This is a genomic window from Bradyrhizobium sp. SZCCHNR1098, from assembly GCF_032489375.1.
GTDB lineage: Bacteria > Pseudomonadota > Alphaproteobacteria > Rhizobiales > Xanthobacteraceae > Bradyrhizobium.
The window spans coordinates 1-13750 of sequence record NZ_JAUEXY010000007.1; the positions used below are offsets into that span (position 1 = coordinate 1).

Sequence of the window (13750 nt, forward strand, 5' to 3'; positions counted from 1 at the left end):
GGAGACAACACAGCAGTGATCGAATAGTGTCAGGGATCAGCCCGGTCCAAAATGTCAGGGATCAACCCGGTCGGTCAGAGTCGCGCTGCGTGTGATGAGATTTTCCGCCATGGATGATCGCCAGCAAACATTCGCCCGCCGGATGCGCGCCGAGCCCACCGAGGCCGAGCGGATACTCTGGCAACGTCTTCGCCACGATCTCGATCTGGCCGGTTCTCACTTCCGCCGTCAGGCCCAGATTGGGCCCTTCATCGTCGACTTCGTCAGCCGCAAGGCCAAATTAGTTATCGAAGTTGATGGCGGCCAACATGATTGGCAGCAGGAGGAAGACGCGGCCCGCACGCGGCAGATCGAGGCGTTGGGATATCGGGTGATGCGCTTCTGGAACAGCGACGTCCTGCGAAACATCGAAGGTGTACTTCACGAAATTCAGCGCGCGTGGACCCCCACCCCCGACCCCTCCCCGCAAGGGGGAGGGGGGACGAGATCGCCGCGCCAGCCTGGCAGAACGCGGCGAACGGCCAAGCGTGACGGTGGAGGAGTGAAGGGGCCCTAGCGACTCCGTCGTTTTTTCTACCTTGACGACGCCACCCGATACGCCATTCGCGTATGGCTCGGGCAATACGGCAAGCCCTCGATCGGCTTCGACCCGCAGAAGCAGAAGTCATCCGCGCCGGGCGTCGAGATCGGCCAGCGGCAGCGTTCCTTGGAGAGCTCGAACAGCGAGCAGCCGTTCACGACGGTGCCGACCGGCTCCTCGACAATCACAGGCGGCGGGTCGTTCTGCACCGCGCGCAGGATGCGGCGGCGCAGCTTTGGCACGGGACGGTGTGCGCCATCGCGTGTCGTCTCGGCGCGGACCACGCGCCTGGAATCGCCGCCATTGTCGCGCGTCAGTGCCAGGCGGGAGATCTTGCCGATCACGGCGTTGCGGCTGACGCCGAGCTCGGCGGCAATCTCTCGGCAGGTCAGCCCGGCCTCAAAGTGCTGCTTCAGGGCCTGGAGCCGTTCCTCGGTCCAGGTGGGGAGTGTCTGTCGTTCGGCGGGCATTGTTGTCGCTTCCAAGTTTGATCCGTCCTGGATCGTCCTGGCCGACGGCTGCACCGAAAACTGTTGTCCGCGTTGCGTGTCCCTAGCTTACGCCCGTCCGTTGTCGCGAATCGACAGCAGCCCATCCTTGATGGCGAGCCGGATGCCTTCTTCAATCAACGTTCTGCAGACACCCGGAACGCTGGTGCCATGGGTTCCCTGTTTCACGAGCTTTTCGAGATAGCCGATGGTTGCCAGGGCTAGGGTTACGGGGATGCGGTCAGTTTCGGCTTTTTCCGTCGCCATGCCTAAAAGCTAGTCCGTAACCGGTGTACAGAAAAGTAACTTTTTAGACTCTATTAGGAATCCAATAGGTTGTACAGCGGCTTGGGGATAACTGGTTAAGGCATTGAATTTTATGGAAATATGACGGACCTGACCGGTCGCGACGGTGACTCTCCGCCCGCTCGGCGAGTCCGGGGCCGGAATCCGACGGCGAAGCACGGGTCGAGAAGATTCGCGTGAGCCGCGGTGTCCGATGGTCTCTTCAACCACCGTCGTGCCACGGTGCCTGGTTGGGGAACCCTGGCTGAAATTTCCGCAGAGCAGGCGGCGGCCATCGCGGTCACTGCGAAAAAAATTCGTCATTCCAGAAATTGTTCTTTCGTTTTTCCGGAAATTGTGCTTTAGTGCCGCCATCCCGTCTCAGCCGGAGGGGCGTTGCGCGCGATCGTCACGACACGCGAGGCGGGGAGCGATGGCCGCGATGGAGCCGCAGCGTGTCCTTATGGACGCGCGGACGAACGGCTCGGCGCGGACGTGAAGTCGCAGCGTGCTGACACCCCGATGCTGGTGTCCCCGCGGTGGTGCGCGAAAGCGCATCATCGCGCATGGTGGCCAACAAGCCCGGCGCACCAGGCAGACTGCGTATAAGCGTGAAGACCATCGCGCAGGGAAGGCCGGGCGTTTCTCGGCTGCACCTGTGGTACCTGCCGCCTGCATTTTTTCTCGCAGGCGGGCCGCGGGCGTCAGCCGACGCCTGGCCTTCCCTGCGCCCTCCGACCTTTCAGAGGGTGAGATGCTGCAGCATGACCCGGGCAGGATCTGCCGCGGCAGCGCGACGTCACGCGTCGTTCGATGCGCTCCCTCGCGCGGCATCAATGGCGTCGTCCCCGCGAACGCGGGGACCCATAACCCCAGGGAGCAGTTGGCTTGCGCAAGTCCAGCCACCTCTCGTCAGGACTTGGCTCGGTGGTTATGGGTCCCTGCGTTCGCAGGGACGACAGCAGTGTGTTTGGCCCGACGCTCAGCCCTGTCTTCTCACCCGTGCACGACGGCCTTCGCGATCATGCAATGAATGCCCTTGGAGCCATTGACGGTCTGGGTCACCCGCAGATCGGCGGCGAGGCTGCACAGCGTGTAGGCGTCCTCGCGCGACAAATTGCGCTTCTCGCCCAGCAGCACGATCATGTCGCGCAGCGCCCGCACCACGCATTGGTCGAGGTCGGGGTCCATCGCCATCGTCATGTAGTGCGTCGCCGTCTCGGCGCGCGGATAGTCGAATTTGAGATCCTTGCGCACGGTGAGACGGAAACGGCCCTGCAGCGCGGTCTCGATCGCGGTGACGCAGACCTCGCCGTCGCCCTGCACGCCATGGCCGTCGCCGCAGGAGAACAGCGCGCCTGGCACGAACACCGGCAGATACAGCTTGGCGCCCTGCCTAAGCTCCTTGTTGTCGAGATTGCCGCCCATCGCCCGCGGGATCAGCGATGTGATCCGGCCCCAGGCCGGCGGCGGCGCCACGCCCATCACGCCGAAGAACGGCGCCAGCGGCAGCTCCAGGCCCCACGGCAGCTTGCCGACCATCCGGTCCTTGTCGAGCGGGATGTTCATCAGCCGGCTCTCGTGGAAATCGTCGGGCAGGGTGCCCGCCAGCGGCCGGATGAAATTGTAGCCCCAGTCCTGCCGCAGCTGGACGTCGAGGATGTCGACCTCGAGCACGTCGCCGACCTCGGCGCCCTTGACCGCGATCGGGCCGGTCAGGATGTGGCCGGGCACCATGCGCTCGCTGCGGGCGTGGACGTCGAACAATTCCGGCGGCACATGGAATTTGCTAGTGTCGGGCACCACGTCGGGCCCGCCGCTGATCGAATCGATCGTGACCTCGTCACCGCTGTCGATCGTGAGCACCGGCTTCAGCCGGGATTCGAAGAAGCCCCAATGGCAGGTCTCGGGGCTCGCGTGCAGATGGTGATGGGCCATGGTCCTCTCATTCGTACCGGTTCGGGACCGAGCATAGCGCATCCGCCGGCCGCCGCAGAGAGATGGCGACGCATGGCCGCTGTCGTGTATGAGGGCGGCCGTGGCACCTCACTCCGCGCCGGAGCTCGCAATGTTCTTTGTGCTGTCGAAGACGCTCGGCCTGCTGGCACTGCCGACCAATTTCATGATCGCGCTGGGCCTCGTCGGCGCGATCCTGATGCTGACCCGGTTTTCCGTGCTGGGGCGCAGGCTCGTGGTGTCTGCCATGCTGCTGCTGGCGATCGTGGGCCTGACGCCGCTCGGCAGCCTCATGCTCTATCCGCTGGAGAGCCGGTTTCCGAAATGGGACCCGGCGAGCGGCGCGCCGGACGGCATCATCGTGCTTGGCGGTCCCGTCGATTCCGACCTGTCGGTCATGTACGGCATGCCGGTGACGGTGGCGGGCGCCGACCGGGTGATCCAGGCAGCCGCGCTGGCGCGGCGCTACCCGAATGCGCGCATCCTGTTCACCGGCGGCAGCGCCAACCTGATCGCGACAGAGGCCAAGGAGGCCGATGTCGGCGCCGAGATCCTGCTCAGCCTCGGCGTGCCGAAGGAGCGGCTGTTGCTGGAGCGGCAGTCGCGCAACACCTACGAGAATGCGATCTTCTCGAAGGCGATGATCTCTCCGAAGCCGGGCGAGCGCTGGCTGCTGGTGACCTCAGCCTATCATATGCCGCGCTCGGTGGGGCTGTTCCGCAAGGCCGGCTTCCCGGTCGAGCCCTATCCGGTGGACTGGCGCGTCGGCCGCGTGCTCGACTTCGACGGCATCTCGCTGCTCGGACTGCGCCGCGCCGACATCGCCGTGCGCGAATGGGTCGGGCTCGTGGCCTACCGCCTGCGCGGCCGCATCGACGATCTGTTTCCGGGACCGGCCTAGGCAATCGTCTTGCTGAAGCCCGCCGCCTTTGCCGCCAGCTCGCCGCGCACGCGCTCGACGACCGGCTCGTAGCGGCAGCTCGCGTCCTGCCGGAACAGCCGCGCGCTCGGATACCACGCGCTGTCGTCGCGATCGCGCAGCCAGCGCCAGTCGGCGAGATGGGGCAGCATGATCCAGGTCGGACGTCCCAGTGTGGCGGCAAGATGCGCGACGCTGGTGCAGACGGTGACCACGACGTCGAGGCAGGAGATCAGCGCCGCGGTCTCGACGAAGTCGGTCAACTCGACGGTGAGGTCGCGGATTCCGCTCTGCTGCGCCAGCACCGCCTTGTCGGCTGGCCGCAGCTCTTTTTGCAGGCTGATGAAATCCGGCCCGAGATCGAGCAGCGGCAGCAGGGTCGCAAGCGGCATCGAGCGGTTGCGGTCGTTGCCCTGGTGCGGGTTGCCGGACCAGACCAAGCCGACCCGCAGCCGGTCATGCGCTCCGAGCCGCCGCTCCCAGGCCGCGATGCGCTCGGCCGGCAGTGGCGGGAGATAGCTTGGCGGTGGAATGGTATCGAGCGTGGTGCCGAAGGCCAGCGGCAGGCTCATCACCGGGCAGTGCATGTCGAAGACCGGCCGCTTCAGGTCCGGTGCGTAGGCGAGGCATTGCGTCACGCCGTCGATGCCGGCCATCAGCGGCCGCAGCGCCTCCCGCACCACCAGGATCACCTTGGCACCGCGCGCGGCGACCATCGGCACGTAGCGGGCGAACTGGATGGTGTCGCCGAAACCCTCGTCCTCCTCGATGAGGAGGGTCTTGCCGGCGATGTCCTCGTGGCCCAGCCATTTGGACTCGGCAAAGCGCGGATAGTCGATCGAGAAATCCGGCATGGCCCAGCGGGCCTCGCGCCGGGCCCAGCCGGAGACGAAGTCGCCGCACTGCAGCTCGATATGCGCGAGCTGCCACGCCGCCTTGGGATGATCGGGGACGAGCGCGAGAATCTGCCGGTAGACGGCAGCAGCATCCTCGAAACGCAGCAGCTGCAGCAGCGCAAAACCCTTGTTGAGCAGCACCTCGACGAAGTCCGGCCGCAACGCCAGAGCCTGATCGAACCACGGCAGCGCCTCCGCGCTGCGGCCGAGACAGACAAAGGCATCACCGAGATTGTTGCAGACCATCGGCTCTGTCGGCGCCAGCGCATGCGCGCGTTCGCAATCGGCCAGATACGCGTCGTAGCGTCTGAGCTCGCGGAGGCACCGGGCGCGCATCTGCAGCGACTGCAGGTCGTCCGGCCGCTGCGTCAGGCATATCGTGAAGGCTCGGGCGGCTTCCTCATAGCGCTGCTGCTGATGCAGCAGCAGGCCGCTCTGGAACGCAGCCTCACGGTGGGCGGGATCGATCGTCAGCGCGTGCTCATAGCTCAGCAGCGCCTCGGCGCCGCGGTCGAGCGCCAGCAGTACGCCGCCCATATGCTTCCACAATTCGGCCTCGTCGGGCTTGAGCTGGATCGCCTTGTCGAACACCGCGAGCGCATCGTCGAGCCGGCCCATCTGCTTCAAGGTGAAGCCGAGGCTGGTGAGATAGTCGATCTTCGGCGTTTGTCGGATGGCCCGCGAGAACCACGCCACGGCGTGGTCGTGCTGCCCGGTCTGCAGCGCGACGATGCCCAGTAGCGCGAGGCTGTCGGCGTGGTTCGGGTCGGCCGCCAGCGCCTGCTCGCAGCACATCTGCGCATCGAGCAGCTGGCCGGCGCCGAGGTGATGCAGCCCGGCCTCGTAGAGCGCGGCCGGCGACAGCACCGGCGCTCCGCCGGGGCCGGCCTTCGCGCTTGTCGCGCCATCTTTCCGGTCGCGCTGGCTCATCGCGGGGCCCTGTCCGAGGATCAAAAATTCATAAGTGATTCTAGGGACATCGAGAAGGATCATGGTATGGCGTGCGAGCGCGTCGCGCAGAAATACTGGCCTCGGCCGGCGCAAGGCATTAACAAGCGCCCGACATCGAACGCACGGATCGCGCCATCCGATGGGTGCGGCAGAGGGGAACGCCACATGCAACAGCCGAGCGCGCCGGACAGGCTGGATCTGGTTGCCATGGTCGCCGATCTCAACAACCTGCTGCGGCTGAAGACGACCGTCATCGGCATCAAGATGTTCGCCCGCGTCGCCGACATGGAGGCGGTGGAGAAGATCCGCCGTCCCAACGCCGTGCACACGACCGACCAGATCGTCAGCATGGCCGCACGGCTCGGCTGGACCGTCGGCATCACCGGCGACGATCTCGTCGGCGCGCAATGCCGGGCCGTGATCGGGCTCGGCCCGCAGGACGAGACCTGGCTCAAGGGCGAGAACTATGTCGGAGTCTGGCACGGCACGGCCGAGGATGCGCGCAAGCGGCAGGAGGCGCTCGACGTCGTGCCGTTCGGCCGCTACCAGGCCATGGCGGTCAGCCCGCTTTCGAGCGGCCGGCTCGATCCGCCGGACATCTGCCTCGTTTATGCGACGCCGGGACAGATGATCATCCTGATCAACGGCCTGCAATATACAGGCTACAAGAAGTTCGAATGGGGCGTCGTCGGCGAGACCGCCTGCGCCGACTCCTGGGGCCGCGCGCTGAAGACCGGCGAGCCGAGCCTGTCGCTGCCGTGCTTCGCCGAGCGCCGCTATGGCGGCGTGCCGGATGAGGAGATGCTGATGGCGCTGAAGCCCGCCGATCTCGCCAAGGCGATCGCCGGCATGAGACAGCTCGCCAGGAACGGTCTGCGCTATCCGATCGCGCCCTACGGCATCCAGAACGACGTCCGCGCCGGCATGAGCGTGTCGTATGGGAAGAAATAGGTGATCGTCATTGCGAGCGCAGCGAAGCAATCCAGAGTCCTTCAGCAGAGACAGTCTGGATTGCTTCGTCGCAAGCGCTCCTCGCAATGACGGAGCAACTCATTTGCAGCAGATCTAGGGAACAAGAATGACGTCATCCAAATTCGACATCATCGTCTATGGCGCCACCGGCTTCACCGGTCAGCTCGTCGCCGAATACCTGACCACGCAATATCGCGGCGACAGCTCGCTACGCTGGGCGATGGCCGGCCGCAGCCTCGACAAGCTCGCGGCCGTGCGCGATGCGATCGGCGCGCCCGCGGAGACGCCGCTGATTGCGGCCGATGCCTCCGATCCCGCGTCACTGCAGGCGATGGTGGCGCAGGCCAGGCTGGTGCTGACCACCGTCGGTCCCTATCAGCTTTATGGCAACGAGCTCGTCGCGGCCTGCGCCGAAACCGGCACCGACTATGTCGATCTGTGCGGCGAGCCGGTGTGGATGCGGCAGATGATCGACAAGCATCAGGCCACCGCCGAGAAGAGCGGCGCGCGCATCGTGTTCTCCTGCGGCTTTGATTCCGTGCCGTTCGAGCTCGGCGTCTATTTCGTGCAGCAGCAGGCCAAGAAGGTGCTCGGCGCCGCAGCGTCGCGCGTGAAGGGCCGCGTCCGCGGCATGAGCGGCACGCTCTCGGGCGGCACCGCGGCGAGCGCCAAGGCGACCTTCGATGCGGTCGCCAAGGATCTGAGCCTGGTATCGATCCTCAAGGACTCGTTCGCCCTGACACCCGGCTTCAAGGGCCCGAAGCAGCCGTCGGGCAACAAGCCCGTCTATGAGGAGGATCTGCAGTCCTGGACGGCACCGTTCATGATGGCGTTGATCAACACCCGCAACGTCCACCGCTCCAACATGCTGATGGGTTTTCCGTATGGTCAGGACTTCGTCTACGACGAGATGGTGCTGACCGGTGCGGGCGAGAAGGGCGAGGCCAACGCCAGGAAGGTGATGGCGGCAAATGCCGAGAAGACCGGGCCGAATGCGCCGAAACCGGGCGAGGGTCCCTCGAAGGAGGAGCGCGAGAACGGCTACTACAATCTTCTCTTCGTCGCGATCGCCTCCGACGGCCGCCAGGTCCGCGCGTCCGTGAAGGGCAACCGCGATCCCGGCTACGGCTCGACCTCGAAGATGATCAGCGAATGCGCCGTCGGCCTGCTACGCGACGGCGCCGGCGTGAAAGGTGGATTCTGGACGCCGGGCGCTGCGCTCCGCGACAGCCTGATCAAGCGGCTGGTGGATAATGCCGGGCTGACGTTTGCGGTGGAGGATTAGGACGCGGGGGCGACGGCGCAACTGATCCGCATCGATCCAGGAACGAGAATGACGTCACCGAAATTCGACATCGTCGTCTATGGTGCGACCGGCTTCACCGGCCAACTCGTGGCCGAGTATCTGGAATTGCAATATCGCGGCGACGCATCGCTGCGCTGGGCGATGGCCGGACGCAGCAAAGATAAGCTCGCCGCGGTGCGCGATACGATCGGAGCGTCGGACGACCTGCCGCTGATCGTGGCCGATTCCAGCGATCCCGCCTCCATTCGCGCGATGGTCGATCAGGCGAAACTCGTGCTGACGACGGTCGGTCCTTATCAGCTTTACGGAGGTGATTTGCTCGCCGCCTGCGTCGCCGCGGGGGCCGACTATGTCGATCTCTGCGGCGAGCCGGTGTGGATGCACCAGATGATCGGACAGTATCAAGCCGAGGCCGAGAAAAGCGGTGCGCGTCTGCTGTTTTCCTGCGGCTTCGACTCGGTGCCGTTCGAACTCGGCGTACTGTTCTTGCAGGAGCATGCCAGGCGCGCGCTTGGCTCTGCTGCACCCCGCGTCAAGGGCCGCATTCGTGGCATGAGCGGCTCGCTGTCGGGCGGCACCGCGGCGAGCGCAAAGGCGACAGCGGCCGTATTGACCGCCGATTTGAGCCTTGTGGCAATCATGAAGGACCCGTTCGCGCTGACGCCAGGATTCAAGGGCCCGAAGCAGCCGCCGGCCAACCGTCCGCTCTTTGAGGAGGATTTCCAGTCCTGGGCCGCGCCGTTTGCGATGGCGCTGGTCAACACGCGAAACGTCCATCGTTCCAACATGCTGATGGGTTTTCCCTATGGCCAGGACTTCGTCTACGACGAGATGGTATTGACCGGCGACGGCGAGCAGGGCCAGGCCAACGCCAAGTTGGTGATGGCGGCAAATGCCGAGAAGACCGGCCCGAATGCGCCCAAGGTCGGCGAGGGGCCCCCGAAGGAGATGCGGGACAACGGATATTTCGACCTGCTGTGCGTCGCAGTGTCTCCCGACGGACGGCGCGTTCGCACGTCGGTGAAGGGGAAGGGCGATCCCGGTTATGGCCTGACGGCGAAGATGATCAGTGAATGCGCCGTCAGCCTGCTACGCGACGGCGCCGGCGTGAAAGGTGGGTTCTGGACCCCGGGCGCTGCGCTGGGCGACAGCCTGATCAAGCGGCTGGTGGATAATGCCGGGCTGACGTTTGCGGTGGAGGACTAAGAGGTGATGTGCGCACCGGTCCCTGCGGATCGGTTCGCTTTGGCCTGATGGGCGCGCGTGGCGGTGATCATGCCCCACATCGTGCCGAGCATCAGGAAGAAGTGCCGCCAGTGGTCGGTGTCGATGATGAAGCTTTCGCCGACCGTGCCGAGGAACGCCGAGAACACCGCGATGTAGGTGCGCTGCCAGGGCACGCGCGCGAACAGATAGCGGAAGCCGAGAATGACGGTGGTGAAGACCAGAGCGGGATAGCAGATGCCGGACAGCCAGCCGCCCGACATGAAGGCGTTCAGATAGGAGTTGTGGGTGTCCTCGGGGAAGTAATTGTGGAACTGCAGCGGCCCGATCCCGAACGGCAGGTCGAGCGCCATGTCGGCGCCGAGAATGTGGCGTCCGAAGCGTCCGAACCGGCCCTCGTCATAGCTCTGGTCGAAGCTTGCCCGCTGCTTGAACATGTCGGCGATGGAATCGATGGAGAGCAGAACGCCGATCAGGACGATGCCGGCCACGGCGGCCGCCAACGTCATGAAGATGATGCGGGAGCGCTCGCCCCGCGTCTGGCTGGTGAGCACCATCGTCGCCAGCATGAAGGCGGCGGTGAGGACGAGGCCGCCCCAGGCCGCGCGCGAGAAGGCGAGCAGGATGGCGAGCGCCATCACGCCGAGCGCAAAGCTGGCGCGCAAGGTCGCGGCGAAGCGGGCGGTCACGGCGTTCTGCAGCGCGAGCAGCGCCGGCAGGATCAGGAACGCGCCGAGCACGTTCGGGTCCTTGAAGGTGCCGCGCGCACGGCCATACAGGGTGAGGAGATCGTATCCACCCGGCACCAGATGGAAATAGCCGGCGACGCCCGCGAGGGCTGCGATCGCGCCGCCCATCACGAGACCGCGGCGGAGCATGTCGAGCCGCGCTTCTGTGTCGTCCGACGTCAGCATGGCGATGAAGATCGCCGTGAAGGCCATGTACCAGGAGGTGGCGATCCAGGTCGCAATCTTGGAATCGTCGAGCAGCGGTATGGCGCTGATCGTGTAGCCGAGATTGACCAGGACCAGCAACAGCAGGAGCGGCAGGAAGACGAGGCGCAGCCTCATGCCGGTCGCGAAGAACACCGCGGCGGAGGCGAGCGTGACGAGTTCATAGGGGCTCGGTTCGATGAACACGATGGCGCCGGAGACCCCGACCAGCCAGACCAGCGCACGCTGCAGGGCGACGACGCCCGGAGGGGCGATCGGCCTCGATGCGAACTCTCCGGCTGCCGCCGTCATGGCCATCGCGAACTCACACTCATACGCAACGCATGGCGGGATCGGCCAGACACACGCGCGAAGCGGCCGTTTGCCCGCTCCGGATCCCCGATATCAATAGGCGTTCTCGCTCTTGGTCATCAGCGCCAGCGGCGTCTTGAGCAGGATGTAGAGGTCGAACAGCACGGACCAGTTCTCGATGTAGTAGAGGTCGAACTCGACGCGCTTCTGGATCTTCTCCTGGTTGTCGATCTCGCCGCGCCAGCCGTTGATCTGCGCCCAGCCGGTGATGCCGGGCTTGACGCGGTGGCGGGCGAAATAGCCGTCGACGGCCTCGTCGAACATCCGGTTCTGCAATTTGCCCTGCACGGCGTGCGGCCGCGGACCGACCAGCGAGAGGTTGCCCTTGAACACCACGTTGAACAGTTGCGGCAGCTCATCGAGGCTGGTCTTGCGAATGAAGCGGCCGACGCGGGTCACCCGCGGATCGTTCTTGGTGACGACCTTGGACGCCGTGGGGTCGGCCTGGTGGTGATAGAGCGACCGGAACTTGAAGACGTCGATGCGCTCGTTGTTAAAGCCGAACCGCTTCTGCCGGAACAGCACCGGCCCCGGGCTGTCGAGCTTGATCGCGAGCGCGACCAGCGCCATCACCGGAAGCGCAAGCAGCAGGATGAGGCCGCCGACCAGCCGGTCGAACAGCATCTTCATCACCAGGTCCCAGTCGGTGATGGGGGCCTCGAACACGTCGAGCGTCGGGACCGCGCCCAGATAGGAGTAGGAGCGCGGCCGGAAGCGCAGCTTGTTGGTATGGGCCGAAAGGCGAATGTCGACCGGCAGCACCCACAGCTTTTTCAGCATGTCCAGGATGCGGGTCTCCGCCGAGATCGGCAGCGCGAACAGCACCAGGTCGACGCGGGTTCTGCGCGCGAACTCGACGATATCATCGACCTTGCCGAGCTTCGGCGCGCCAGCGCAGGTCTCGAGCGCGCGGGAGTCGTTGCGGTCATCGAACACGCCGAGGATCTCGATCTCGGAGTCGTCCTGCGCCTTCAGGGCACGCACCAAGTCCTCGCCGCTCTGGTCAGCGCCGACGATGATGGTCCGGCGATCGAGGCGTCCTTGTCTGGCCCAACTGCGGATGAGGTTGCGCAGCACGACGCGGCTCGCGATCAACGCGCCGAGCCCCACGAAGAAGAACGCGGCGAGCCAGAGACGGGAGACTTCGTTGCCGATCTTGGCGAAGAAGGAGAGCCCGATGAACAGCAGGAAGACGAAGCAGTAGGACGAGATCATCCGGGTCATCTGCCGCGCCTGGGCGCGGAAGACCTGGATTTGGTAGATGTCGGCGGCCTGGAAGCACACCACCGTGGTCACGGCCAGGCCGAGAATGGCAACGAGATACTCCCAATGGAAGCCGCTGAGCGGAACCACGTAGCCGAAATAGATGACGCTGCCGACGACGCTCAGCAGCACGAAATCGGTGATGCGAACGATGCCGGCGAGGACGATCGGAGAGTAGGCGCGGTGAACCTTCTGATTGGCGACCGCGAGGGCCGCCGGCGACAGGCGGCGACGCCGTTCAACGGCCGGCCGTCCGGCCGCGGCGGTCGATGCGGCCGTCGCCGCAGCAGCATCCAACATCGAGCGAGCGTTGATCGGTTCCACAGTCGTACAAGCCCGGATTATGTTTGTTAGTATTTGTGGTCATGTAAGCGCTGATAGCGCCGGGGGAAATTCCCCACCGGCGGGATTAAGGGCCAAATCGGAAGAAACGGTTAGCGATGGTAAATGACGTCAGGTCTTGGTAAACGCCTCGCGATAGCTGTCGAGCACGCCATCGACCATCGCTTTCTGCGAGAAATGCTGGAAGACCCGCTCGCGCAGCGCCTTGGCGCGCAGTTGCGTGGTAGCCGGATCGTCCAGTGCGGCAGCAATGGCGTCGGCCAGCGCGGTCGCGTTGCCCGGCATGAACATCGCGTCGTCGTGCGGTCCGAAGATCTCAGGGATGCCGCCGACCCTCGCCGCGATCATCGGAACCCCGGCGGCTCCCGCCTCGATCACGACATAGGGCATGGAATCGCCACGCGAGGGAACGACGAGCAGTCGTCCCTTGGAAAATCCGTCGCGGGCCTTCACATGGCCGATGAAACGCACCGCGGCCGCAAGACCGAGGCGTTCGACCTGAGCCTTGAGTTTCGTCATCTCTTCGCCGTCGCCGCCCAAAGTCAGCGTCAGCGGGCGGCCACGGGAGCGCAGCTCCGCGACGGCGTCGATCAGCAGATCCGTGCCCTTGATGTGCCTGAACTCGCCGACATACGCCAGGTCGGTCTGGTCCCGGGCTGGTGCGATCGGGTCGAACTCGCCTGCAGTGACACCGTTGAAGACGCAATTCACCAGTCCCTGAGGATGGCCGATCATGCGCTCATAGGTATCGCGGGCGAATACGCTCTCGAACAGGAAGAGGTCGGTCCGGTTCATCAGCGCACGTTCAAGCCGGCCATACAGCGCGCCTTTGAACGTGTCGCGTGGGTAGTGCAGCGAACCGCCGTGAGGCGTGTAGATGCGGATCGTTCCTGGCCGGTGCGGCAGCAGGCGGACGAATGCGCCGGCCTTGGCGCCGTGGCCGTGCAGAACGTCCGGGGCGAGTGTACGGGCGAGTCGATAAAACCGTCTCAGTGCCAGAATGTCGCTCGGCCAAGGCTCCCGATGAATGGGGATGCGGTGCACGCCGAGTGTCAGGCGAGGCGCGATCTGGGCCAGCGCGGCATCGGCGCGTTCGCCGCCGGTCAGGCTGTCCGCGATGATGCCCACGTCGTGCCCGTGATCGACCTGACCGTTGGCAAGGTCGAGGATATGCCGAAAGATGCCGCCGACGGGAGCTCTGACCGCGTGAAGGATTTTGAGAGGTTTGTTCTGCGACGGTGCCATGTCGAACTCGCCCGCGCCC

Annotated in this window: 12 protein-coding genes; 5 read left to right on the forward strand and 7 right to left on the reverse strand. The window is 65.2% G+C overall.

The genetic code is table 11. The features are described 5' to 3' along the window. Nucleotides 1-109 precede the first annotated feature (109 nt). Entirely contained in the window at nucleotides 110-556 is a 447-nt protein-coding gene (locus tag QX135_RS16180) for an endonuclease domain-containing protein (protein WP_316234159.1), read from the forward strand. Between the two features lie 17 nt (nucleotides 557-573). Here the strand turns inward: QX135_RS16180 and QX135_RS16185 are convergent, their stop codons facing one another. From QX135_RS16185 to QX135_RS16195, 3 genes are all read right to left on the reverse strand, one after another. After that, nucleotides 574-1050, reverse strand: coding sequence for a GcrA family cell cycle regulator (locus QX135_RS16185; protein WP_316234160.1), 477 nt, complete (start codon nucleotides 1048-1050; stop codon nucleotides 574-576). A gap of 87 nt (nucleotides 1051-1137) precedes the next feature. After that, nucleotides 1138-1335: a hypothetical protein gene (locus QX135_RS16190; RefSeq protein ID WP_006614936.1), complete on the reverse strand. Its 198-nt coding sequence runs from the start codon at nucleotides 1333-1335 to the stop codon at nucleotides 1138-1140. Nucleotides 1336-2349: 1014 nt separating this feature from the next. After that, the gene (locus tag QX135_RS16195) at nucleotides 2350-3291 is read right to left on the reverse strand and encodes an acetamidase/formamidase family protein (protein WP_316160003.1); all 942 of its coding nucleotides are present in this window, start codon (nucleotides 3289-3291) and stop codon (nucleotides 2350-2352) included. A gap of 130 nt (nucleotides 3292-3421) precedes the next feature. Between QX135_RS16195 and QX135_RS16200 the strand changes: the two genes are divergently transcribed. Next, the gene (locus tag QX135_RS16200; protein WP_316160004.1) at nucleotides 3422-4210 is read left to right on the forward strand and encodes a YdcF family protein; all 789 of its coding nucleotides are present in this window, start codon (nucleotides 3422-3424) and stop codon (nucleotides 4208-4210) included. Here QX135_RS16200 and QX135_RS16205 read toward each other — a convergent pair. After that, entirely contained in the window at nucleotides 4207-6054 is a 1848-nt protein-coding gene (locus QX135_RS16205) for a tetratricopeptide repeat protein (protein ID WP_316234161.1), read from the reverse strand. The genes QX135_RS16200 and QX135_RS16205 overlap by 4 nt on opposite strands. Nucleotides 6055-6240: 186 nt before the next feature. Between QX135_RS16205 and QX135_RS16210 the strand changes: the two genes are divergently transcribed. The 3 genes from QX135_RS16210 to QX135_RS16220 all read left to right on the forward strand — a co-directional run bounded on the left by QX135_RS16210 (nucleotide 6241) and on the right by QX135_RS16220 (nucleotide 9559). Further along, nucleotides 6241-7026 carry a DUF169 domain-containing protein gene (locus QX135_RS16210; RefSeq protein ID WP_316234162.1) on the forward strand — a complete coding sequence of 262 codons (786 nt, stop codon included), beginning with the start codon at nucleotides 6241-6243 and terminating at the stop codon, nucleotides 7024-7026. A gap of 127 nt (nucleotides 7027-7153) precedes the next feature. Then, complete coding sequence (locus tag QX135_RS16215) at nucleotides 7154-8332, forward strand: saccharopine dehydrogenase family protein (RefSeq protein ID WP_316234163.1); 1179 nt, start codon at nucleotides 7154-7156, stop codon at nucleotides 8330-8332. A 48-nt stretch (nucleotides 8333-8380) separates the two neighbouring features. After that, nucleotides 8381-9559 (forward strand): saccharopine dehydrogenase family protein, encoded by a 1179-nt coding sequence (locus QX135_RS16220; RefSeq protein WP_316176419.1) that lies wholly within the window; start codon nucleotides 8381-8383, stop codon nucleotides 9557-9559. Here the strand turns inward: QX135_RS16220 and QX135_RS16225 are convergent. The 3 genes from QX135_RS16225 to QX135_RS16235 all read right to left on the reverse strand — a co-directional run bounded on the left by QX135_RS16225 (nucleotide 9556) and on the right by QX135_RS16235 (nucleotide 13731). Beyond that, nucleotides 9556-10827, reverse strand: coding sequence for an O-antigen ligase family protein (locus tag QX135_RS16225; RefSeq protein ID WP_316176418.1), 1272 nt, complete (start codon nucleotides 10825-10827; stop codon nucleotides 9556-9558). The two genes, QX135_RS16220 and QX135_RS16225, sit on opposite strands and share 4 nt — an antisense overlap. An 87-nt stretch (nucleotides 10828-10914) precedes the next feature. Further along, nucleotides 10915-12444 carry an undecaprenyl-phosphate glucose phosphotransferase gene (locus tag QX135_RS16230; protein WP_316176417.1) on the reverse strand — a complete coding sequence of 510 codons (1530 nt, stop codon included), beginning with the start codon at nucleotides 12442-12444 and terminating at the stop codon, nucleotides 10915-10917. Nucleotides 12445-12597: 153 nt separating this feature from the next. After that, nucleotides 12598-13731 (reverse strand): glycosyltransferase family 4 protein, encoded by a 1134-nt coding sequence (locus QX135_RS16235; protein WP_316160232.1) that lies wholly within the window; start codon nucleotides 13729-13731, stop codon nucleotides 12598-12600. Nucleotides 13732-13750: the final 19 nt, after the last annotated feature.